At 36.8% G+C, this 22926-nt stretch carries 13 protein-coding genes; 11 read left to right on the top strand and 2 right to left on the bottom strand.

From position 1 onward, the window contains the following. Positions 1-389 precede the first annotated feature (389 nt). The 8 genes from CWB85_RS10745 to CWB85_RS10710 all read left to right on the top strand — a co-directional run bounded on the left by CWB85_RS10745 (position 390) and on the right by CWB85_RS10710 (position 13383). Positions 390-1319, top strand: coding sequence for a restriction endonuclease (locus CWB85_RS10745; RefSeq protein WP_138554881.1), 930 nt, complete (start codon positions 390-392; stop codon positions 1317-1319). Beyond that, complete coding sequence (locus CWB85_RS10740; protein WP_138554880.1) at positions 1320-3674, top strand: N-6 DNA methylase; 2355 nt, start codon at positions 1320-1322, stop codon at positions 3672-3674. A 48-nt stretch (positions 3675-3722) separates the two neighbouring features. Further along, positions 3723-5294, top strand: a complete 1572-nt coding sequence (locus tag CWB85_RS10735; RefSeq protein ID WP_138554879.1) for a type I restriction-modification system subunit M — start codon at positions 3723-3725, stop codon at positions 5292-5294. Next, positions 5281-6561 (top strand): restriction endonuclease subunit S, encoded by a 1281-nt coding sequence (locus CWB85_RS10730; RefSeq protein ID WP_138554878.1) that lies wholly within the window; start codon positions 5281-5283, stop codon positions 6559-6561. The genes CWB85_RS10735 and CWB85_RS10730 overlap by 14 nt, the downstream gene beginning before the upstream one ends. 6 nt (positions 6562-6567) lie before the next feature. After that, on the top strand, positions 6568-8583 hold the full coding sequence (locus CWB85_RS10725) for an RNA/DNA-binding domain-containing protein (RefSeq protein ID WP_138554877.1): 2016 nt from the start codon (positions 6568-6570) through the stop codon (positions 8581-8583). 55 nt (positions 8584-8638) lie between these two features. Continuing rightward, positions 8639-11524: a type I restriction endonuclease subunit R gene (locus tag CWB85_RS10720; protein WP_138554876.1), complete on the top strand. Its 2886-nt coding sequence runs from the start codon at positions 8639-8641 to the stop codon at positions 11522-11524. Positions 11525-11721: 197 nt separating this feature from the next. After that, positions 11722-12669 (top strand): hypothetical protein, encoded by a 948-nt coding sequence (locus CWB85_RS10715; protein ID WP_138554875.1) that lies wholly within the window; start codon positions 11722-11724, stop codon positions 12667-12669. Positions 12670-13008: 339 nt separating this feature from the next. After that, positions 13009-13383 carry a hypothetical protein gene (locus CWB85_RS10710; protein ID WP_138554874.1) on the top strand — a complete coding sequence of 125 codons (375 nt, stop codon included), beginning with the start codon at positions 13009-13011 and terminating at the stop codon, positions 13381-13383. Here CWB85_RS10710 and CWB85_RS10705 read toward each other — a convergent pair. Both CWB85_RS10705 and CWB85_RS10700 read right to left on the bottom strand, forming a co-directional pair. Then, the gene (locus CWB85_RS10705) at positions 13380-14450 is read right to left on the bottom strand and encodes an HNH endonuclease signature motif containing protein (protein WP_138554873.1); all 1071 of its coding nucleotides are present in this window, start codon (positions 14448-14450) and stop codon (positions 13380-13382) included. The two genes, CWB85_RS10710 and CWB85_RS10705, sit on opposite strands and share 4 nt — an antisense overlap. Positions 14451-14501: 51 nt before the next feature. After that, a complete protein-coding gene (locus CWB85_RS10700) occupies positions 14502-14948 on the bottom strand; it encodes a hypothetical protein (protein ID WP_171039004.1) in 447 nt (148 codons plus the stop codon). An 812-nt stretch (positions 14949-15760) separates the two neighbouring features. Between CWB85_RS10700 and CWB85_RS10695 the strand changes: the two genes are divergently transcribed. The 3 genes from CWB85_RS10695 to CWB85_RS10685 all read left to right on the top strand — a co-directional run bounded on the left by CWB85_RS10695 (position 15761) and on the right by CWB85_RS10685 (position 22722). Further along, the gene (locus CWB85_RS10695) at positions 15761-17383 is read left to right on the top strand and encodes a methyl-accepting chemotaxis protein (protein WP_138554871.1); all 1623 of its coding nucleotides are present in this window, start codon (positions 15761-15763) and stop codon (positions 17381-17383) included. Positions 17384-18102: 719 nt separating this feature from the next. Beyond that, complete coding sequence (locus tag CWB85_RS10690; RefSeq protein WP_138554870.1) at positions 18103-20628, top strand: putative bifunctional diguanylate cyclase/phosphodiesterase; 2526 nt, start codon at positions 18103-18105, stop codon at positions 20626-20628. Positions 20629-20832: 204 nt separating this feature from the next. Then, positions 20833-22722, top strand: a complete 1890-nt coding sequence (locus tag CWB85_RS10685; protein WP_138554869.1) for a putative bifunctional diguanylate cyclase/phosphodiesterase — start codon at positions 20833-20835, stop codon at positions 22720-22722. Positions 22723-22926: the final 204 nt, after the last annotated feature.

Raw genomic sequence — 22926 nt, 5'->3', positions numbered from 1 at the left:
GTTTTAAGAGGCAAATTTCAGCACGTATAAGACCATTATTAATAGGGTTTGGTACGCTAAAACTAGTAATTCCACTGCGCGTTTAAAATGAATCCGTTTGGCGTGTTTATTCACTCTGTAGGTTTAACTATTTGAATACTATTATTTTAAATTATTCATAGAGTGAATAATTAGCTAATTAAAATGACAAAATGTTTGTCATTTGGCAAAGTTTGTCATAACGACAAATGTGGTTAAATCATCGAAATAGTCGCTGGCACGCAAAGATGAGACTAAAAGAGGGGAGGAAGTTGACTCATTTACCGCAAACAATTGCCCTACATAAGTAAATTACATAACATGCTGGTGTTTAGTTTTTTAGGGGTCCAGCATTGCTGGCAAAAGGAAATATGACAGTACCTAACTATCAAGCGTTTATGCAGCCTTTGTTACAGGTGCTTAAACAGCATTACCCACAATCGTTGAAACTTAGTGAAGTTGATAGTCAAGTTTATTTATTATTAGCTTTAACACCTCAAGAGTTAAAACAACGCATACCCAGTGGTAAACAAACCTATGCTTATCACCGTTTAGGCTGGGCTAAAACTTATTTGGTGCAAGCGGGTTTAATTGAGCAACCTAAAAGGGCTTTTTGTAAAATCACCCCAAAAGGCTTAGTTGCAATCGAATCTGGCGAGCCAATCAATAATCAATACTTAAGCAAGTTTGCAGCTTTTATTGATTTTAAAACACGTTCTAAAGACGAAAGTGAACCTGCACAAGCAAATGCCACCAGCATAGTAAGCAACGACTCAGATAAAACCCCTGAAGAACTTATAGAAGCTTCAGTTGATACTCTCAATACCAATTTAAGTGACGAAATACTAAAAGCAATATTAGCAGCATCCCCCGTATTTTTTGAAAACCTAGTAGTCGATTTAATGCTTGCCATGGGTTATGGCGGTTCGCGTAAAGATGCAGGGCAAGCTACGCAGTATACACAAGATGGTGGCATTGATGGCGTAATAAAAGAAGATAAACTCGGCCTTGAAATGATATATTTACAGGCTAAGCGCTATACCAATAAAACAGTGGGGAGACCAGACATACAAGCCTTTGCGGGTGCGCTTGATATGCACCGCGCTAAAAAGGGTGTATTCATTACCACCAGCGGCTTTAGTAAAGATGCCCTCGAATACGTAGGCATGATAGAAAAGCGCATAGTGCTGGTGGATGGCGCACAACTAACCGAACTCATGCTTACCCATAACTTAGGCGTAAGCACCAAACACGTATTTGAAGTAAAAGCGCTCGATAGCGATTATTTTATGGAAGATTAAATGAAAACTGAAGCAATGAAAGTGCTCAATAAAGCTAATGATCTATTAAGAGAATCTCCGCTCTCAAGGCTCGAACGATACAAATTACTTATTTCATTAATCACCTACCATCATATTTCCTATCATCAATACTGTATTGAAAATGGAATCGATGACTCTAGTGTCCCTTACTTTTTACCTGAACACTGCCACTTTAACAACTTAGTAAACTCAGATAGACACAGCTTAAAAGAGCAGCTAATCAGTAATCTCGTAGAAATTGAGGCTGAGAATGATTTTTTAAACGGTATATTCCCTATCTCTTTATTTCAGCATTTAGATAGCTATTACCTAGTTGAGTTAGTAATGTCTATTCATTATTCATATGACAGACTAACAAGTGATTGTGATACACAAATAGGTGCCTTTTTACAAGAATGGCTCAGTCCTAGAGTAGGTAACTTTGGTTCTGATTTGCCTATACAAGTTGCCGAATTAATGCTGTTGCTCTTAGGCTTAACGAAAAATGAGGATATATATGATCCCTCATTTAGTGTTGGCCGGATGTTAATTATTCCAAAAAGCTTCGATGGTACTTTGGGTGAGTATCAAGGTTTTATTTACGGCGAGACAAAGCAGCTAGATGAGTTTTGGTTTGCTAGAGTCCTCATGATTTTGAGTAATAACTTTAATATTGATGTAAGGCTAGGTGACGCATTACTAAATCCTCAGTTTAAAGAATCAAACTCATACGACGATCTTAAAACGTTTAATAAGATAGTTTCATTTCCTCCAATTAATCAGAAGTTTTTCAATCATGAAGAGTGGAGTTACTTAGAAGGGAAAAGAACTGCTTTTGGAATGCCCCCTAAAAGTAATGCTAACTATGCTTGGTTGTTACATCAATTGGCTGCACTGGCCCCTGAAGGAAAATTAGTTACGCTTGTTTCATCACAGATGCTGGTGACTGAACGGGCAGAATTATATATAAGAAGCGCTCTTATTTCAGAAGACTTAATCGAGTCGGTCATTTCCTTACCATCAAAAATATTGCAATCAAGTTCAGTTGACCTTTGTATTTTAATAATCAACAAAAATAAAAGTGAGAAGCTAAAAACGTTATTTATTGATGCTAAGTACGACTATCTTCAGTCGAGAAGGGCTAATGAGTTAACACGTGAACACATCAACAATATCATTAAAACTTACAATGAATTTCAAGATATAGGGACTTATTCTAAGGTAGTTAGTTTAGATGATATAAAAGCTAAAAATTACTCTTTGGCTGTTAAGGAGTATATTGATAACTCACCGAATAAAAAAATAATTGAAAGATTAAAGCATAATCATAAAACGTTTAAAGAATATTCATTTAATAGCTCTTTAGAGTTAGATAAACGAGCCGTTCTGTCTATGCGGAGGGTGAAAGCTGGATCTGAAGCAAAAGCTAATTCTGTATTTATTTCTACAGTACAAAGTCGTAACCGTGTTCTAACAAGCTTAGACGAGCTAACACCCCAGCAGCAAAAGCATTATATTGAAGTTCAATTTAATGAGAATATTATTCTTTGTCGCTATGCGAAGTTGTATTTAGATTCAGAATTAGGCCGATTATCACTGGATCACCTTTCTTCAGGTGCTTTTGCTAGATTGTCTATTAAAGATTTACATAAACTAGATATTTATGTGCCGGAGAAATCAGAGCAACTAAAAGTACTTGAATTAGCAAATAAATTAGAAGCAGCAGAATCTACTCTAACTCGTTACAAGAGTGATCTAATCACTAACCCATCCTCAGCTCCTGAAATAGCAAATCAAACAAATAGAATTATTTTTGATTTATCTGAAATTAGCGATATTGAGCGTGTTAAAATTCTAGTAGAGATTAATGAAACTAAAGAAATTGAGTTTAAACAGTTTTTCTTTCTCAAAGAGCAAGATGTTTATAACCCTTCTGGAAAAGTTGTTCGTAGCGAAGAAGAGCAGACTAAAGTAATTAAAAATATAGCTTCATTTCTTAATACTGATGGTGGCACATTATTGTTAGGTGTGAGTGACAGTGGCAAGTTGGTTGGATTAGATAGAGAAATGTCAGCTTTAAATTTGCAGAAAATTGAAAAATATCTAAAAGATTTAGAAAATAAAGTGACAAATTTGCTCGGTGATTCAATTAGCAAATTGGTTCGCCTATCTTCAGTTATCATAGATGATAAAAATATTGTTATCGTAGATTGTATTGCTTCTCCTGAGCCTGTTTTCATGAAAGGCGATAATAATAAGTATCAGGATTTTTATATAAGACGCTCATCAGAATCAGAAGCTTTATATGGTTACGAGCTACTAAAATATATAGAAATGCATTTTAAAAATAAGTAATTAAATCGGCTTATATAAGCCTTTTATTAAAATAAAGAGTAGTAATTAATGGTTCAACAACACCAACAAGAATTAAAAAAGCAGCTTTGGAACATTGCTAATAGCTTACGTGGCAACATGTCGGCTGACGACTTTCGTGATTACATACTTGGGCTTATTTTTTATAAATACCTGTCTGATAAGCTCAATACCTATGCCGATCAGCTACTAAGTGAAGACGGTATTGTATTTGCTAAAATTGACGAAACAACAGCAGAGGGTCAAGAGTACCTAGAAGCAGTAAAAGAAGAGGCGCTTGATAAGTTAGGCTACTTTTTTAAGCCAGCAGAGCTGTTTCATGTACTTGCTGAGCGTGGTGCTAACGATAAGTTTATTTTAGACGATGTAACCAACGTGCTTAACCACATTGAACAAAGCACCATGGGCGCAGACAGTGCTGATGACTTTAACGGCTTGTTTGACGAGCTAGACCTAACCTCTAACAAGTTAGGTAAAACACCCGATGCGCGTAATAAGTTAATAGCCAAAGTATTAGAGCACCTTGATAACATCGACTTTCACCTAGAAAGTAGCGAAATAGACATACTCGGCGACGCTTACGAATACCTTATTGGCATGTTTGCCAGTGGCGCGGGTAAAAAAGCAGGCGAATTTTATACGCCGCAAATGGTGTCAAAGTTACTGGCAAAATTAGTCACCTTAAATAACCCGCATATAAAATCGGTTTACGACCCGACCTGTGGCTCGGGCTCATTATTGTTACGTGTTGCAAAAGAAGCTAATAACCCAGATTTAAAATTTTACGGCCAAGAACAAAACCCAAGCACCTACAATCTAGCCCGTATGAACATGATTATGCACGACGTGCATTACACCAAATTCGACATTCAAAACGACGATACGTTAGAAGTTCCCGCACACCTTGAGCAACGCTTTAGCGCCGTAGTAGCTAACCCACCATTTTCGGCTGACTGGTCTGCCAACCCGCTACACATGAATAACGAACGCTTTGCCGACTACGGTAAACTGGCACCAAAAGGCAAGGCCGACTTTGCTTTTGTCCAACACATGATCCACCAGCTTGACGACAACGGCACAATGGCGGTGGTGCTACCCCATGGCGTGTTGTTTCGTGGTGCGGCCGAAGGGCATATACGTAAACACCTTATTAAAGAAAAAAACTACCTTGATATGGTAATAGGCTTACCTGCTAACATATTTTTTGGCACGTCTATTCCTACCTGTGTGTTGGTGTTAAATAAACACCGTAAAGCCGACGATGACGTATTGTTTATAGATGCCAGCAATCACTTTGAAAAAGGCACTAACAACAACGTAATGCGTGAGGAAGATTTACAGCGCATTTTAAATGCCGTAAGCAAACGCGATTTTATTGATAAATATGCATTCGCAGCTACACATGCGGATTTAGCAGAGAACGACTACAACCTTAATATTCCACGTTATGTAGATACGTTTGAGGAAGACGAAATAATTAGCCTCGAAAGTGTGGCGTTGAGTTTAGCTGATATTAAAGAAAGAATACGTTCAGCAGACGCTGATATAGCTCTATTTTGTAAAGAACTAGGTATAAAGGCTCCTTTTAATGAACAGTGCTAAAAATATTACTGAGCTAAAGCTACCTCGGTCTAGTGACAAGTGGGCTAAATACAAACTAGGAGCGCTAGCAGAAATTAGATCAGCCTCAAGGGTTCATAAAGAACAATGGACTGAATATGGCGTTCCTTTTTTTAGGACTAGTGATGTTATTGCTATACATAAAGGTAAACAAAACAATAAAATATTTATTTCTAAAGAGTTATTTGAAAAACTGTCAAATAAATCAGGGAAGGTAAAGAAAGACGATTTATTAGTAACTGGTGGAGGTTCTATTGGAGTTCCATATCTAATTAACAATAATGAACCACTATATTTTAAAGATGCAGATTTGTTGTGGCTAAGTTGCAATGATATGTTGTATGGGCCTTATTTATATCAGTTCTTTTTAGCCCCAATATTTAGACGTTATTTAGCAAAGACAAACCATACAGGGACCATTTCTCACTACACAATTGAGCAAGCGAAAGCGACTCCAATTACTCTGCCTTCATTGAAAGAACAGCAAAAAATTGCTGAATTCTTAACTTCAGTTGATAAAAAAATTAGTTTGCTAACTGAAAAGCATTTTTTATTAAAAGACTATAAAAAAGGCGTAATGCAACAAATTTTTAGCCAACAAATCCGCTTTAAAGACGATGATGGAAGTGCTTTTCCTGAGTGGGAAGAAAAAACGCTTAGAAGCTTATTTGATTGGATAAGAACTAATAACCTTTCTCGTGAAAAATTATCGGATAATGTAACAGCACTACAAAATATTCATTATGGGGATATACATACGAAATACCATTCTCAATTTGTTCAAACAAGAGAGAATATTCCGTATGTTGTTGATGCCGAAATAGATAAGTTGGTAAGCCAGGCTGATTTTTGTAAGAACGGTGATATTGTGATTGCGGATGCCTCTGAGGATTATGCTGATATAGGAAAGGCAATTGAAATAATAAATGTTAAAGAAGGCACATTAGTAGCTGGTTTACATACTTATATAGCTCGGCCTAAAAATAAATTTGCTTCGGGTTTTCTTGGCTATTTATTCCAATTTAACGGTACGAGAAGGCAGGTACAAAAATTAGCACAAGGCGTTTCAGTTTTAGGAATATCTAAAGGGAACATCGAAACTATAAAGTTATCAGTGCCACACATTGACGAACAACAAAAAATAGCAGAATTCTTACAATCACTCGATAAAAAAATAGACGCTGTTAACGATCAAATAGAACAAACTAAGCTATTTAAAAAAGGCTTACTACAGCAAATGTTTGTGTGAGAAATAATGACTAATAAAATTAATGACAACCCAATTGCGAACATTATTGATATTCAAACTTTGCAAGAAAGCGTAGAGGTTGAGTGTAAGCTTGCTGGTGGCCGTGACGGCCATGGGGCAGTGCCTAATGATATGTGGGAAACCTATAGCGCGTTTGCCAATACTCGTGGTGGCTTAATTTTATTGGGCATTAAAGAGAAAAAAGGCACGTTTACAGTTGAGGGCATAACAAATCCAGCGCCGCTAATTAAGAACATTTGGGATACGGTTAACAACCCCAATAAAGTTAGTACCAATTTGCTCAGCGAAAGCGATGTGCGCATTGAAACACTTGAAGGCAAGTTGGTTATTGCGATTACTGTTCCACGCGCCCCGCGCGAAAGCCGCCCTGTATTTATAAATGCGAACCCACTTAATGGGACCTATCAGCGTCGTTACGAGGCCGATCAAAAATGTTTGCCACCGGCAGTAAATAAAATGCTGGCAGAGCAAGAGGAAGTACGCGACAACCGAATTTTAGAGCATTTTACTCTTGATGACATAGACCCCGAAAGCCTACGTATTTATAGACAAATGTTTGTTGATGCCAAGCCACAACATCCTTTTTTAGAATTGAGCGACCAAGAGTTTTTGCGCTCAATACGTGGCTGGCAAAAAGACCGCGCAACAGGTAAAGCGGGTTTAACCCTTGCTGGCTTAGTGATGTTTGGTAAATGGGATGCGATTCAAGATGCGTTGCCGAGTTTTGCACTTGATTATCAAGAAAAAGACGACAGTACACACCGCTGGATAGATCGTATTTATACTGATGGCTCTTGGTCGGGAAATGCATTTGATTTTTATCGTAAGGTTTATCGTAAGCTCACGGCTGATTTAAAAGTAGGGTTTAGCTTAACCGATGATGGCCAACGACAAGATACCACTCCTGCGCATGAGGCCATTCGTGAAGCACTTGTTAATACACTCGCACATGCAGAGTTTAATACCGAAAGTAATATTTTAATTGAAAAACACCCTGACTTTATCGGCTTTAGAAATGCAGGCTTAATGCGTATACCTGTGCATGAAGCTAAGGCGGGTGGTAATAGCCAGTGCCGAAACCCTGCTATTCATCAAATGTTTTTAAATATTGGCTTAAGCGAAAAAGCAGGGTCGGGTATTCCTAAAATATATAGTAACTGTAAAGCGCAAAACTGGCAGCCACCGCATATGTATGAAAAGGATGAGCTGAATCAAACTTTTTTAGAGTTGCGCATGGTTAATATTGTATCGCCTGAGTTAGATAAACGCCTTACAGATACCTTTGGTAGTGGCTATAAGAAGCTGAGCGAACTTAAGCGAACTATTTTGATTACCGCTATTACCGAGTCATGGTTTAGCCACGAGCGTATTTGTTCGTTGACCTCAGAACATACAAGAGAAGTGACACTTGCGTTAAGTCAGTTAGTTAATGCAGGGTACTTAGAATCGGCAGGCCAGCACAGAGGCAAGATATATCACTTAAAAGGGATAGAAATCCCTACGCCTGATAATGATGCAGGTAAGAGTATTACGTTTGTAGCCTCTCCCAAGTTAGATCAGCTTTCACTGTTTGAAGGTCCGGAGTTAAATAGCGAAGGTCCGGACCTAGATAGTGAAGGTCCGGAGTTAGATAGCGAAGGTCCGGAGTTAGATAGCGAAGGTCCGGACCTAGCTCTAAATACTCCGGACCAAGACAATACAGAAGTAGATACGGTTGCAGCTAATGAGTTATGGGGTTCACTATGGGTTATAGGTGAGCAAGTACGAGCTGCCTCAAGTAGAAAGCAGAAGTCTGAGGTAGAACAAGCAATAATAGCCCTATGTAAAGAAGCACAGCCGCACTGTTTAAGGCTGGGGGATATAGCGCAGTTGCTAGGAATGAAGCCCGACACGCTAAGACGTAATTACTTAAGTAAAATGGTTAAAGAGCAAGTATTGTTTTTGGCATATCCAACAATACCGAATCACCCAGAACAGGGTTATAAGTTACATAAAGATTAGCAATAAAGCTGTGAATGTATTACACAAGGCGAGCACCAAGGAATTGTAGGTATAAATGAATTATCAAAGTGAACAACAATTAGAAGATAACTTAATTGCACAGCTTAGCGAGCAAGGCTTTACGCGCGTTATTTTAAAAGACAACGCTGCACTTGAGGCGAATCTTAAGCAGCAGCTTGAAAAAGTGAATAGCTGCACGTTAAGCGATACTGAGTTTACGCAAATATTGGGTAAGCTTGGTAAAGGTAATATATTTGCAAAAGCCAAAATACTGCGTGACCAGCTTGATGTAACACTTGATAACGGCGACAGTAGACACTTAACGTTGTTGTTTGATGAGCCGCAGTTAAACAGCTTTCAAGTAGCGCAACAAATTACAGTAAAGGGCACATACACTAACCGATACGATGTAACGCTATTGGTTAATGGCTTGCCGCTGGTACAAATAGAGCTAAAGCGCCGTGGTATTGAACTAAAAGAAGCGTTTAACCAGATTAAGCGTTATCAAAAGCATTCGTTTCATGCCAACCATGGCTTGTTTAACTACGTGCAGTTGTTTGTAATGTCGAATGGGGTTAATAGCCAGTACTTTTCTAACAACAGTGACATGTCGGCTAAGCAAACCTTTGACTGGACTGATAGCGAAAATAATAAAATAAGCCAGTTGCATGACTTTGCCGAAGCGTTTTTAACGCCTTCGCACTTAACGCATATGCTTACTAAGTATATTGTACTTAATGAAACAGGTAAGTACTTAATGGTGCTTAGGCCTTATCAGTTTTATGCGGTGGAGGCGATTGTGGCGCAAGTTAAAACCACAACCGATAATGGCTATATTTGGCATACAACGGGATCGGGTAAAACATTAACCTCGTTTAAAGCCGCGCAAATTATGACCTCGCTGAGTGAGGTTGATAAAGTAGTATTTGTGGTAGACCGTAAAGACCTAGACTACCAAACCGCGCTTGAGTTTAATGCGTTTGTAAAAGGTTCAGTAGACAGTACCGACAACACCAGTATGTTGTTCCACCAGCTATTAGATAAGCCAATGAAAGGCAAAAAGGTCAACCACAGCCGTAATACTAAGCTGGTAGTTACGACACTACAAAAGCTTAATAATGTGGTGACTAAACAGCGCTATTTGAAAGAAATGCAAAGCCTGCAAGATAAGCGCATTGTATTTATATTTGACGAGTGCCACCGCAGCCAATTTGGCGATACGCATAAAAACATTACCGAGTTTTTTAACAATGCTCAGTTATTTGGTTTTACGGGCACGCCTATATTTGCCGAGAACGCCGTTGCTAAAAATTCAGTTAAGCGCACTACTAAAGATTTGTTTGGTGAATGCTTACACCCGTATGTAATTGTGGATGCGATACGCGACGCTAACGTGCTTAAGTTTGCTATTGAGTATGTTGGGCGTTATCAATACAAAGGTGACTCTAATAACAACCTAGATATTGAAGTTGAAGACATCGACACAAAAGAGCTTTTAAGCTCACCTGCGCGCTTAGATAAAATAACAGATTACATTATTGCCCAACATAACCGTAAAACGCATAGCCGCGAATATAACGCCATATTTTGTGTATCAGGCGTTGCTGAGCTTATTCAGTACTATGAGTTGTTTGCGAGCAAAAAAGCACAAGGTAAACACAACCTTAAAATTGCCACCATATTTAGCTACGAGGCCAATGAAGAGGAAGAGTACGAATTAGGTAGTGATGATGCGCAAATTAAAGAAATATCAGCCAAGTACTTAAACGAAGGGCAAGTCGTTAAACTACATAGCCGCGATAAGTTAGACTCATTTATTAACGACTACAACGCAATGTTTGGTACAAGCTACTCCACCAAAGACAGTAAGTTATTTGAAGACTACTATAAAAATATATCTAAGCGCGTTAAAGCCAAAGAGATTGATATATTGCTGGTGGTGAATATGTTTTTAACAGGCTTTGACGCTCCTAAACTCAATACCTTATACGTTGATAAAAATCTTAAATATCATGGTTTGGTACAAGCGTTTTCGCGCACTAATCGTCTATTGTGCGAGACTAAATCGCACGGTAATGTAGTGTGCTTCAGAAACCTTAAAAAAGCTGCTGACACTGCTTTTACGCTGTTTTCGAACAAGCAGCCTAAAGAGTTTATAGAAACCCCTTCGTATAATGAACTGCTTACTGATTTTAACAGCGCCTATGAAGCGCTAATGGCAATTACGCCTACCGTTGACTCAGTTGATGCTTTACCTGACGAAGAGGCTCAGGCGTTATTTGTGAGGCAGTTTCGCGAGCTTATGCGCTTAAAGAACATGTTAAGCAACTTTGCTGACTTTGATATGGACTCTACCGCGATGGGCGAGCAAGAGTTTCAGGATTATACGAGTAAGTATGCCGATCTTGGCAGGCAGTTGCGTGAGAATTCAAGTAAAGAAAAGGTATCGGTTTTAGATGACGTTGATTTTGAACTAGAGCTACTACACAGCGATATAGTAAACGTAACCTATATTTTGCAGTTATTACGCGAGTTACACGGTGAAGAAAGCACCGACGAAAAAGCCCGTAAACGCCAAGTAATAGCAAACCTGATAGCCACAGACCCAACCCTGTTAAGTAAAAAAGCACTCATAGATAAGTTTATGGACGAGCACTTACAAGGCATACCCGCCAACGCTGACGTTGATGAAGAGTTTGAGCTTTATTGGGAAAAAGAAAAACGCCTAGAGCTTGAGAAGTTTGCCCAAGAACAAAAGCTAAACCAAGCACGCCTAGAAAAGCTAGTAACCCGTTATGAGCTAAGTGACGAAATGCCACTAAGGGATGACTTTGCTGACGTGCTTGAAACCAAACCCAGCTTATTACAACGCAAAAAAGTACTGCCCATTATTACTGATAAATTTAAACGCTTTGTAGATACGTTTATGACAGGTTTTTAAATTTTGCAGACGGTGTCTGCAAAATTTAAAAACCTTTACTAGGGCATGATAATTCGTGTTTATTTTGGCGTTGTACTCAGGAAATGGGGTAGAGTTTGTTTATCTACAAGATGGTGATTCAGTGACATTATATAGACGCAGCGTATCAGAATAAAAGCACCATTACTTAATTGAACGTAAGGTAAAAGGATTTAAGCGTGGAAGAATATTTAAAACCAATCAGTTTAGTGTGTGCAATTATTGTTGCAGGTTTAACTATTTATAAATTTTTTAAAAAATCCCCCTCAGAAAAAGAGTCACCAACTGTTTTAACAGTAACAATCCCTGATTCAGTCGTTACTCGTTTTATCGCTTTGTTTGAATCCCATGGTGTTAAAAGAACACAAATCCCTCCGTTTTTTGGTCACGGTTTAACTTTATATCAGTGTTCTGATGATGAAGAGCTTTTAAAGATATTAACCCCCGAAATACTGAAAGCAGCTGCAGATCTCTTTGCTGTTAATTTAGATTGGCTACAAGGTGCGACTAAAACCATTTATGAAGTACCTAATTTTTATAAGTCTCCCTCAGAGTGTGTTGAATATTTAGAGTCGTTAAAACGGTTAAGTCTTGAGAATGAATTATTTACCTATGTAATTACACCAAAAACCAACAAAAAATTTGGTATGGATACATATGATGCATTAGTAATCATTACTGAAGTAATAGGGCGGTTGAATGACAGACCTGTGTACCGTTATCACTTATCTGGCACTCGTGCTGTTGACTATTGGAAATCAAAAGCTTATTTCACTGTGCAATGTGCTTTATTATTTAAATATGAATGTAGCCCAATAGGTAAAACAGCAGAGACTAAGTGGATGAATTCAATGATTGAGGGCAGTACGCTTCTCAAGTATGACTTTGATGATTTTGCAGGTGATGTTGATTTACCAATAGGAGGCACTTGGTATGTTGATGAGATGATTGAAAAACCTGATAGTTATTTAGAAAATGTAGCTCCAGAGCATAATCAATTTGGGTTGAAGTCTGCTTTACAGCAATGGCTGGAGCTTGAGCACTACATGAATTGTTTTACTACTAGTTCGAGCCACCAGCAAACGGTGCAGCATTTTGAAAAAAAACTAACTGAGCTTGGTAGCTAAACTAAGTATAACTGCGGTTTTATCAAATACTTTAAATCCCAGAAATAAACTATGTAGTATTTGTGTGTTTGTTTGGGCTGTTGTTCATAAGCAATACGCTGACCAGTTTATTGGGTTAATGTGCTTGATTTAATGGAGATAAAGCACCCTATCGCGCAATGGGGCGTTATTTTAACATCAGCTATTTTAGGTGCAGATGTAGCGATAAAACCTCTGCTAGTGAAATGATCATAACTTAAATTGCATAATTTTAGCTTTTCGACTTTCAGCACTTTGATATTCTCATGTAATATTGGCAGAAGCATTAATCGTTGATCTTCACTTAAAATAGAGATGTTAATGAATCAAGAACTTGTAAAAGAATATCAAGCTAATATTCCTTATACGGATGATTTTGTGCTTGGGCGCGCAGCTTATAATGCTGTTTATTGTATTGTTGGGAAGTATGGTGAGAAGAAGGCAGTTATAACAAATGTTTCAAGAAAACATAAAGTAAGCGCCTATGAATTAAAAATATTAATTGATATTGCTATTCCCAATGAATTTTTTATTTTAAGAGCTGCGAAGGCTAAAAAACGCCATGAAGCAAGTTTTTATAAGCCTGAAACAATTAAACCCATCTCGGAGAGTAAAAAGGATATAGGTAAGCAAGCTATAAGCGGCATCAGAGAGATGTTTGCAAATGGAAAGAATGATTATTTACAATCTACCTAGTTAATACTACTTTCTAAGAATAGTATTAATTCATCTCTTAAATTAGCTCCCTCAAAACTATACTTTTGCCAATCAAATTGATGTGCTTGGGTATGATGCTTTGAACAAAGTACGAGTAAATTGTCAGGGGCATGAAGCTTTTCTGGCTTAATTGTTCGAATTGACCTAGGAATTATATGATGAATTTCAGGTGTTTCGCATTTTAATGGACAAGATTTTAGTTCGCATTTGTCGATATTTCTGCCACTTTCTAATAGTATTTCTCTGAGCTGTTTCGTTGTTATGTTTGTGTGTTTAGTAATTTCAAAATTACTTAAAATTGAATTTATGAATTCATCATGTGAGTCAAAATGCATTCTGAACCAATGGCTACTGATACCATAAAATGCTAAATCTCTAGATCTTAGGAAATATCTACTATTAGATATGGCTTTTAGACTCTCTGGTGATAGATGCATTTTATCTTCAATTACCCAAATAGCAGCATTAATTAAATTCTTTCTGCCTGTTTTCCCTTTGAAATAGTCATTAGTTTTCGAATGCCTAAATTGGAAAGGTTTATATAAAGAAGGGTAGGCTTCGCATACAAGAAATGCGATAGCTGAAAAAGATTTATAATAGCTGTCTTTTGCTTTCAGGGCTGTAGCAAATTTAATGCAATGATAAAGATCTGCTTCATAAAATTGTTTACTTGTTATAGACCTAGGTAAAAAGTCATCTAAATTCAATTTTAATTTATCTTCTATTAGCCACTTGGTTTTAGAAATAACATCGTCTAGAGATAGTTGAGATGTACTAGTGCTTTTACTAGATAGTTTCCCTCTAATTAGCTGGTCTAGTTGTGTTTTCGTTACTCCAAGTTGCTGTCTTAGTTCAGATAATGGGACTTTATTTATCATTTCATTTATATATTTAATTTCAAAAGGTTGCACTTCTTTACAAATCCCTTTCTTACGAATTAACTGCATAAACTTAAACGGGCTTAGCTCAAATTTGTATGCCAGAGCTTGAATAGGATATTTTTTCCAATTGTGCTCAACGAACTCATAATCAACTTTTTCTTCCATTATTATGCCTCTTAAAACGTTTTATCATTCAAGGGATTTGTCTTAAATTGATTATAGTTTAGGCAATTTAATTTGCTTATTTTCATAATACTCTTTAACCGCAGATGAGGTTTTTGGTGGCCAAGCTTGGTTTGTCATGTAGCTACTGAAGTTAGATATCCATTTCAAAACGGCTTCAGAGGTTTCGCTAAACGGCTGGAGTTGTGCCCTTAGTTCTGGTGTGTTTTGGATGTGCTCATTGGTTTTATCTTTTATCATTTTTGCAGCACGGGCTTGGCTATGCTTTGAATTCATATAGTTATTTTCGTATTCTCTTAAAACAAAAAACACAACCTCTTTTTGTTTAAGAGCTTTGTTTTGACCACCTTGTCTGCCGCGTTCAATAGCTTGGGCATTTAAATATTTTAGCCCGCCTATTTTTTCAAGTTGAATTTGTGTTTGCTCGCGGATGAGTACTTTCATTTTCTGTGTAGATGTCGATAAGCCTAGATTTTCCAAGCCCATGGCCCTTAGAAAGTACCTGCCAAGTCAAAAATTTCTTGGTTTATGGTTAATTTGATATAAAGAACAAAGTTTAGAGGGCCTACAGGAAGTTTCTGTGCGTCCTCACAGCTCCCCAAATACTAAAATTAATGACCAAATAGAGGAGTGGATTCTCAGCCTGAGAAACGAAAGAAAGCTAGGTGCGAAAAGAATTAAAAACGAGCTGCTTCGCGAGCATCATTTTGAACTATTGCATGCCTCAATCCATAAAGTGCTTACTAAATATAATTTAAGCCACTAGTTGCACATATGCTACTTTCGTCCATTCATTTACTCCAAATTAGTTTTTACACACTCTGTGCCAAAAGCAGCTGTAGATTACTTTAGCCTATTTTTCATAATTCTAATTTAACAAGTGCTTCTTGCTCATAAAATTATTCTTATTTAGAAATTATAATATAACTTATTTGGTGACAAGCAAACCATGGGAAATCCATAGCTCTATTTCAAAATTCAATCATATGATTTTTTATGTCATTGTCATTTCTTTGTTGCCATGAGTTCTTCAATTATTTTTTTGTACTTCGTTAATCTGTTGTTTAAAAATAGCGCATAAAGATGTGTAATTAAATTTTCTAATTATTCGTGATATTCAATATCGTAATAGTCTTTTATCATTAGCTTTATTTGGTTTATTACAACAATTGTTTTACTTTGTGCTGGTAACAGGAGAAAATGTATTTATATTATTTTTCGTTAGGTGTCAAGATGCCTAACATAGATACTCTATATTAGTAAAGTAATTTTTCATGTAAGGCATATAAATAATGATTAGGAATATCCGTATTGGATTTAGGACGCTACTTGCTTTTGGTATATCAGCGTTTATAACTTTAGCGATAGGGGTATTCTCTATAATACAGTTATCAAATTTAAATACTACGACAGATGTATTAACACTTCATCGCATACCTGCAATTCTTACTGTGGCTGACTTACGGCGTGATGTTTTATTAACACAGGTTGTAATTAATGAGTTATCTGATGCTAAATCAGTTGAACAGCTCGAAAGACTTAAAAAGATGATCACTGATCTAATAACATCTTATGATGAATCAGAAAAAAGAATGTCTATGTTATCCAAGAGCAAAGAGTCAATAAGAATCTATAATGAAGTCAAAAGGCTGCATGATGACTTAATACATACATTACCAATTCTTTATTCACATCTGAAAATTGGTGAAATGGATCGTTTTATTTCTTATAGAGAGCAAGCTGTGGTGCCAATTGCAAGGGAGTTAAGAAGAGCATTAAATGATTTTTCTGACTTTCAAAGCATGAGGGCATCACAAAATAATGATGATGCAACTAAAACTTATGAGCTGTCTAATCAGCTTGTTGTAACGTCTACTATTACTGGATTGATAGTTGCAATCTTTTTAGCATCTTTATACAGTAAAAGCTTGATTGTGCCTCTAAGAAGGTCTGTTGATATAGCAAAAAAAATTGCAAACGGAGACTTAAGTCAAGATTTTTCTGATAATCATAAAGACGAAGCTGCAGAGATGTTAAGTGCATTATCTCTTATGCAGAATCAATTGCGGGATGCGCTATCTCGAATTGCAGATTCATCTCACCAGTTAGCATCAACTTCAGAAGAGCTCAGTGCCGTAACTAATCAGTCATCACAAGTGGTGGTTCAACAAAATGATCAGATTGGTTTAGCAGCAACCGCTGTGAGTCAATTGACAGCTGCAATTGAAGAGGTTGCTAAAACGGCGTCTGCAACCAGTAGCAGTTCAAGTATTGTTAGTGATAAAACGCAAGAAGGTAAGATAAGAGTAACGGAAACAATACAGATCATCGAATTGCTAAAATCTGATATCCAAAGTTCAGAAACAAGTGTTATCGAACTATCAGAAAAAATTAAAAATATAACCAGTGTTTTAGATGTTATTAGGGCAATCGCAGATCAAACAAACTTGCTTGCTCTTAATGCTGCAATTGAAGCTGCACGAGCTGGCGAAAATGGACGAGGCTTTGCTGTTGTAGCAGATGAAGTAAGAGCCCTAGCCCATAGAACACAAGAATCGACCAAAGATATAGAGTCTATGATTTCATCTGTTAGTATTGAAACTCAAAAAACAGTTGATAGCATGAGTAAGAGTAATCAACTCGCAACATCTACGTTAGCGGTTGCGAATGATACTGGTAAGGCATTCGAAGAAATTTTGATGTTAGTTATCGAAATTAATAGCCAAAGTGCAACAATAGCAAGCGCAGCAGAGGAGCAGGCAACAGTAGCCAAAGAAGTAGACAATAACTTACTTCAAATTCGAGATCTATCATTGCAAACGTCGGTGGGAACAGATCAAACAACAGCTTCAAGTGCTGAACTTGCAAGACTTGCAGAGCATTTAAATGAGTTAGTACTTAAGTTTAAATTTTAATATAAGCTTTATAAAAGCTTATATATGACTTTTTCTTAATTATATTGAACTTTTATTTAATATAATTGCTGTGAAATTAGTAATGCCAGTCAGTTAAGCTGATTGGTATTTTTTCTTGTTAGGTGGGTATTTGGATGGCTTGGGTTTTACCCACCGTTCATAGCACCTACCTTCGCGCCGCCTTGGTAATTTAAAGTAACCTAACTGCTCTATTAATAACGCGTAGTGCTTTGGAATATTCCCCGATGATGTCAGTGGTATCGTTGTAAATACTTACATTAACATTCAATAGCACAATTGACGACTTTTACCTTGTAGGTGTCTAGTTGCTTTTTAAGGTCTTCTTTCAGCATATATTTGGATATTTTCATCTCCCATATTGTAATGAGAATAAGCTTCTTACGTAGACTTTCTGTTCGCAGACATGTGCAGTGTTAGCTTTTAATACGCACAAGTTGAGGAGGTTGTTTGAAACTAACTCCTTTCAAGCTGACACATCTCTAGCATACTCTTAATGTGAAGATCAAAAATCGACATTATCCTTTAGCTTATGTTGGAAACATTTCATGTATAAATTATGGTTTATCCAAAATAAGACCGGGCAAACCTAAAACGATGAATATTCCTGCTGCTATATGGTAATAAATTAATCGTATGTTGCATAAATAATCTAATGCTTTTAGAATGATGAAAAATCAGAAAAATGTTAAAGGTACTATATGCAATTCAACGTCACACGAAATGCAGCGAGTGTACTCTATAGTATAATAACCTATTTTTGTCTTGTTATTTCCATTTTAGGCCTTAGTGAGTTCATGCTTTATAAATATGAACTTATGAGTGTAATAACTCCTACGACAGCAATCATTTCAGCTCTAGTTTTTCTAGCCCTACTTCTTTTGAAAAATGTTGATTCCTCTATAAAATCAAAAAAGTTTTGTATCCCGCTAATTTTATTATGTTTTGTGTTTTTTTTGTTTATTCAATTTTCATTTTTGTTCCATATGGATGTGAATGTGAATCTAGGCTGGGTTGAGCGAAACCCATTTACTCTATCGTTAGCACCTATTTTCTTGTTTATCATATTTTCAGCATTTCTAGTTAAGATATTTTATAAAAATGTACAGTTAGTTGACATCAAAAATATCAAACTTATAGCGTTTATTATTGTTTTCTTTGGAACAACAATTTGGCATCAAGGCTCTCTAAATATAGTTAAAAATGAGGAAACTAACGCAAGAGAAAGAGTCTACTTAATTGAATCTATGTTAAATAAAAGCCTTAACTCGCAAAAAAAGGCAATCGCTAGAATCAAAGAAAGGGTTGAAGGCCTCAGCTTTGATAATTTCGAAACACTAGTAAATATTGACGCAAAAAGTTACACAAAAGACTATGAAGTCATCAAGGGAGTATTAGTTGTTAACAAAGAGTTTGATTTCTTTTCAGGTAACAACTTTGCAAAAACGTTTCACGCTAATGGGATGCTAGAAAAACCGACAATAAAAGCATGGATGAGTCAGAGCTCAAGAGATATTCAGTTTGCAGCGAACTCATTAACCTTGAACTCAAAAGTACCCATTCTCATGTTTTTAGCGCCTATCAAATTTAGCGACAACAGTCAGTTTTATTTGTTAACGTTATTAGATATGAACTTATTGTTGGAAAAGGATTACTTAAAGCATTTTAGTAAGTATGACACCTACATTGAACTTGCTCCTCAAATATATTTCTCTGTTGATTTTAAAGATAAAAAAAGAACGAGTCTTGAAGAGCTTAAATCAGGCTATAATAATTTTATTACTACCAAAATGTCTGTAATGGACCTAGTTGAGCATAATACATTTAGTTTTATAAACAATTATGAAACCATCCATCGAAGTACAGTTATAAATCAACTTATTCTCTGGCTTACTTTTGCTTTTGTCTTTGTCGTCGTTTTAATCGCTGATTCATCTAGGCTTGCAGAGCTTAGGGCTAAATATGACGAGGTTACAGGTCTTTTACGGCTAGAGGCCTTATATCAAGTATTCACAAACGTACAATCAATGAAAGTTATCAATAGTTTTTCAACTGCTGTTCTAAAATTAGATTTTTTTGAAGCCACTTACAATACGCTCGGCCACATAACTAGTGATAAGCTTTTAAAGGACGTTGCTCTGAGAATATCTAGTCAAGCTAAACGCGATGACAATCCAATTATTGTTGCTAAAGGGACTGGAGATAGTTTTATTTTGTATTTTACTAATACACACCTTTCTGAATTAGAAGAGAAATTAAACAACATCTTACGAGAGATTTCCAGAACATATTATTTCGGAAATATTGAATTGAATTTAACTGCTAGTTGTGGAGCAGTATATTACGAGAAACCAGACTCATTTGACGTTAATTATAATTTGCAGCAAGCAAATATAGCTTTAGAAAAAGCAAGAGAGCATGGCGGTAATCAAGTTGAGCTCTATCAGCAATCTATGGAGAATATATATAAAGAAACTATTGAAATAAGAAATAATTTATACAAAGCTATCCAAAATAATGAATTAGAGGTCTTTTACCAACCCATCCATTGCTTGAATAACCAAACTATTACTGGGGTCGAAGCGCTAGTAAGGTGGCCACAAAAAGGAGGATGGATTTCTCCTGCTAAGTTTATTCCTGTAGCAGAAACGACAGAGCAAGTCGTTCGAGTTGGTGAGCTAGTCTTAAGCAAAGTGATTAGTGATATAAAAAAGTATCCACAGTTACAAAATATTATTGTTGCTGTTAATTTTTCAACAAAACACATTGTGAAGAAAGATTTTTCTAGTAGCTTAATTTCACTGCTTTCACAAGAAAATATTTCATTCAACAACTTTACAGTCGAAGTTACTGAGTCCTCTTTTCAGGAAAAAGCGATAATAGAAAACACTCTGCATGACCTGATTGAATTAGGAGTAAACGTTGCTATTGATGACTTTGGCACAGGGTATTCAAGTTTGTCTTCGCTCGCTAATCAACCAGCGAATATTATTAAGATTGACCGTGAATTTACTTTAGGAGCTGAGGTAGATTCAAAGGAAAGACGGTTATTAGACACTATAATAACTGCTTGTTTTGATTTGGGTAAAATAGTTGTTGTGGAGGGGGTTGAAGATGAAAAATTAATCAACTACTTAGCGAAGCATGAAGGTATTCGAATTCAAGGGTATTTTTTCTCTAAGCCTTTACCTATAGAGCAACTAATTGATTATATTAAAAGTATTTGAAGTTAATCATCAATTTTAGCAAGCGACTACCGTCAAGTAGGCTTACATTATTGTAGAAGCTGCATGTCAATACGAGAGCTTATTTGACAGATGTGATATGTCTTTTATTCTATTTATATTGAGTCTGGCAACTTTTAAATAGGGATAGTAACTAATAGCTGAATAACTTTAGCTTGATATATGCTTTTAGGAATTATATTTAGTATGACTTACGCACGAGAAATGAAAGTTGGTCAGCAAGAAATGCTGGCAGTAAGACACCGTCGACGCTACACGCTTTGTCAGGTTTTAACATTATTGGGCGTTATTTTTCTTACTACATTTGGGAGTTTGAGCCTAATCAACGGTGCCTACTTTTTAGGTTCCACATTAATAATCAATGCCATTCTGGGCGTAGTAAACCTTTATCTATTAAAGCTAAGCGGCAATGTCGAACGAGCCGCGAGGGTTCTGAGCGGTATTCTGCTTGTTTTATCAATGTGTTTATTAATCACAGGCGGTGAGAGTAATACTGGAATGTTATGGATTTACCCTATTGTTGCCATCAACCTCTTTATTAACCGCTTTTGGCCTGCTGTATGTGTGTTTGGTATTTTCAGTGCTGCCAGTATGTTGTTATTATTTACACCACTGACCAGCTTGTTAATGACTAGCTACTCACTCACTGAAGCAATTCGTTTTATGCTCACAATGTTGGCACTGAATGCTATCTGTCTCGCAGCCTTGCGTTCAGAGGAGCAGGCATACCAAACGATTATGCAACTGCATGCTGATGATATCCGTCAGATGGCTTATTACGACATGCTCACAGGTCTCCCCAATCGTTGGAGCTTTAAATTTAACCTAGAGCGTATGCTAACCCGAGCAAAGAAAGATAAACAACGCTTAGGTTTGTTGTATATCGACCTAGATAATTTTAAGCAGGTTAATGATCAGTATGGTCATGAAGCGGGTGACCGACTATTACTTAAATTCAGCGAGCAGCTTAGGGAAACTATTCGCCCTTCTGATGAGTTGCTCAAACCACAGGCAGAAATACTAGCAAGATTAGCTGGCGATGAGTTCGTTGTGCTATTGCCAAACATCAAAGATCCGCTTGATGCTAGCACCGTTGCAACACGTATCTTGAATATTTTTGAAGGGGGGTTTAAAGTTGATGATTTTGATCACATGGTCTATGCCAGTATAGGTATAGCTGTGTATCCAGATATTACCACTGAGCCCTTTGATTTACTCCATCACGCTGATGCTGCAATGTATGACGCTAAAAATAACGGTCGTAATTGCTTTAGGTTTTTTACACAAGAAATTGCTGACAAGCTGCAACAACGTCAGTTGATTGAGAAGGGCCTAAGGCTAGCTCTGAATGAAAAGCATTTATCTTTAGTGTATATGCCAATATTTGACTGCAAAGATAACAGCATTGTTGCTGTTGAAGTGCTGCTTAGGTGTCAAAGTCCTGAACTAAAAGGGGTTGGGCCTGATCAATTTATTCCCGTGGCAGAAGCAACCGGTTTGATCAAAGATATCGATTTATGGGTCATCGACAATGCCTTACAAGCGCAAGGTATTTTACAAAATCAGCACAATTTTAAAGGAAAGATCTGCATCAATATTTCAGGTGTAGAACTGCATAACGAAGCCTTTCCTTTACAAGTAAAAAATTTATTGGATTATCATAAAATTAAACCTGAAAGTGTTGAGCTTGAAGTAACTGAAACAGCATTCGTTGCAGGTGACATTACCTGCCTAAGGATCCTAAAGGCTTTAGATAAACTTGGAGTGTCCATAGCATTAGATGACTTCGGAACTGGCTATACAGCATTTAACCAATTAATACACTACCCAGCTGATTGCTTGAAAATCGATAGGTCATTTGTGAATGATCTCTTTTCAGAACGTGAGGCGCGTAATAAAATGGTGATGATAATTCAAAGCTTGGCCAAACTCTACGATCTTCGTGTAATTGCCGAGGGTGTTGAAACAGAAGCTCAGTTAACATATTTAAGAGAACACGGCTGTGATTGGGCACAAGGTTACTATTTATCGCGCCCACTTAAATGGGATGAATTACTTAATGTATTAAAAACTTGAGTGGCTATCAACACTTATTACACAATAATGCTTCATTTGTTATACACGATGAATTAGTAAAGCTTTTCATGGAGGAGGGCTGTAAGTTCTGCCTCCATGTTGCCTACAGCCTGTTCACCGTGCCTTGTGAAATAAATGTCAGTCCTGATGTCTTTATCTTCTGCACTATGTTGTTGAAACTCGGTCAAAGGGAGCAAACTTTGA

The organism is Pseudoalteromonas sp. S1727 (assembly GCF_005886375.1).
In the GTDB taxonomy this organism is placed as follows: domain Bacteria; phylum Pseudomonadota; class Gammaproteobacteria; order Enterobacterales; family Alteromonadaceae; genus Pseudoalteromonas; species Pseudoalteromonas haloplanktis.
This window is presented reverse-complemented; position numbering and strand designations above follow the sequence as displayed.